The sequence below is a fragment of the Youngiibacter fragilis 232.1 genome, from assembly GCF_000495435.3.
Lineage (GTDB): Bacteria > Bacillota > Clostridia > Clostridiales > Clostridiaceae > Youngiibacter > Youngiibacter fragilis.
The window spans coordinates 1-1,617 of record NZ_AXUN02000016.1; the positions used below are offsets into that span (position 1 = coordinate 1).

Annotated in this window: 1 protein-coding gene; it reads right to left on the minus strand. The window is 46.9% G+C overall.

The features are described from left to right. Nucleotides 1–167: 167 nt before the first annotated feature. Complete coding sequence (locus T472_RS01295; RefSeq protein WP_023863235.1) at nucleotides 168–1,346, minus strand: IS110 family RNA-guided transposase; 1,179 nt, start codon at nucleotides 1,344–1,346, stop codon at nucleotides 168–170. Nucleotides 1,347–1,617 lie beyond the last annotated feature (271 nt).

Sequence of the window (1,617 nt, forward strand, 5' to 3'; positions counted from 1 at the left end):
AGCCACGAAGGACTAGACCAGCTATAAAATGTCAAGACTCAATTAAGAATATTAACTCCCTCTATGGTTGAAATTAGTAATTCAGGCAGCCCATAGAAGTATCTATAAAACCACAACACAAATAGAGCATTTGATAAATGCTCTGAGTGAAGCTGTAATTTAATTGGTTAAACCCTTGCCTCATACGTGCGATTTTCTGACAGTACCGCAAAAATTATGTGGCACAGTTTCCGTGCTACCGCTCCTACAGCTACTTGATGCGGCTTACCACGTTTTCGTAGTCTTTGGTAGTACGCAGAAAGCTCAGGATCTGACCAAGAAGCAATGAAGGCAGCACCCCAGATGGCGCGACGCAGGTAAGATGAGCCTCGTTTGGATATGTGGCATTGATCACCTGTGAAATCGCCTGACTCGCTTACACTGGCATCTATGCCTGAATAGGAGACTATCTGCTTCCCGCCGGGAAAACGATGGATATCACCCAATTCAGATAGTATCACTGCCCCGTAGGCTGATCCTATTCCCGGAATTGTGGTGATAGGCGAATTGAGCTTATCCATATAGGCATTGATTTCCACATCGATTCCCTCGATTTGCTCATCCACGAACTCCAACTGTTCCAACATTTGGCGGATCTGGAACGCAAACGCGTCTGTCGCTATCTTGATACCCAAGGACCCTTTTGCCACAGCCTTGACCTCCAGCGCCTTCTCCTTGCCAAAATGGCCCTTGGAGTGGGATGAGAGGAGATTAGTTAGTTTAAGGGTATTGACGGATGCGATCTCTTCGGGAGTCGTATAGAGCTTCAGGAGCTCTTTGGAGCTCATTCCAAAGATGTCGGTGAACAGGTTCTCGTATTCCGGAAACACCTGATCCAGAAGAGCGATGATCTTTCGTTTCAGGTCACTAACAGTCTGCACCTGCCAAAGCCGGTAACGGCATAGCTGGCGCAAGGAAAGGGTCTCATCACTAGAAACGGAGGTTTCCTGGTACTCGCCAAACATAAGGACTCTTGCCACGATTTCGGCATCTATCCGATCATTCTTTGCCTTTCGTATACGCATGTTTCTAAAGGCATCGGTGACTATAGGATTGATGACTTTAATCTCGAAGCCGCGCTCCAACAACCAGGAGTAAAGGACCAACCAATAGTGGCCGGTTGCTTCCATAGCGACAATAGAGTTTTGTGGAGTTAGCCCATATTTGTCTAGCATCCTTTGCAGCTTGTCGACACCGGAGATGGTATTTGGAATCTTGAACGAGTTCCCATCCAATACTTCTCCATCACTACTTAAGAAACACACTTCATGGGCTCTTTTAGCGATGTCAATGCCAACGTAGAACATGAGACCACACCTACCTTTCGTAATTGTTGCAGGGAGGTTATCCTCAGGGACTTTACAGGAATTCTACCTTGTTGGAGATTCGGGTCTTGATCCCATCCAGCTAATTCGAATCCAACCTATAAAGCTGAGGCGTCACTCTAGTTAACGGGACCGAATCCCAAGGAGGGGCGGCGACGCCCTCAACTGCACAATACTATTATCCCACGTGGAATGAGGGAGTAACAGTAAATGCTGTCATTGCACCACGGCTCTGACAACTACAATATACAAG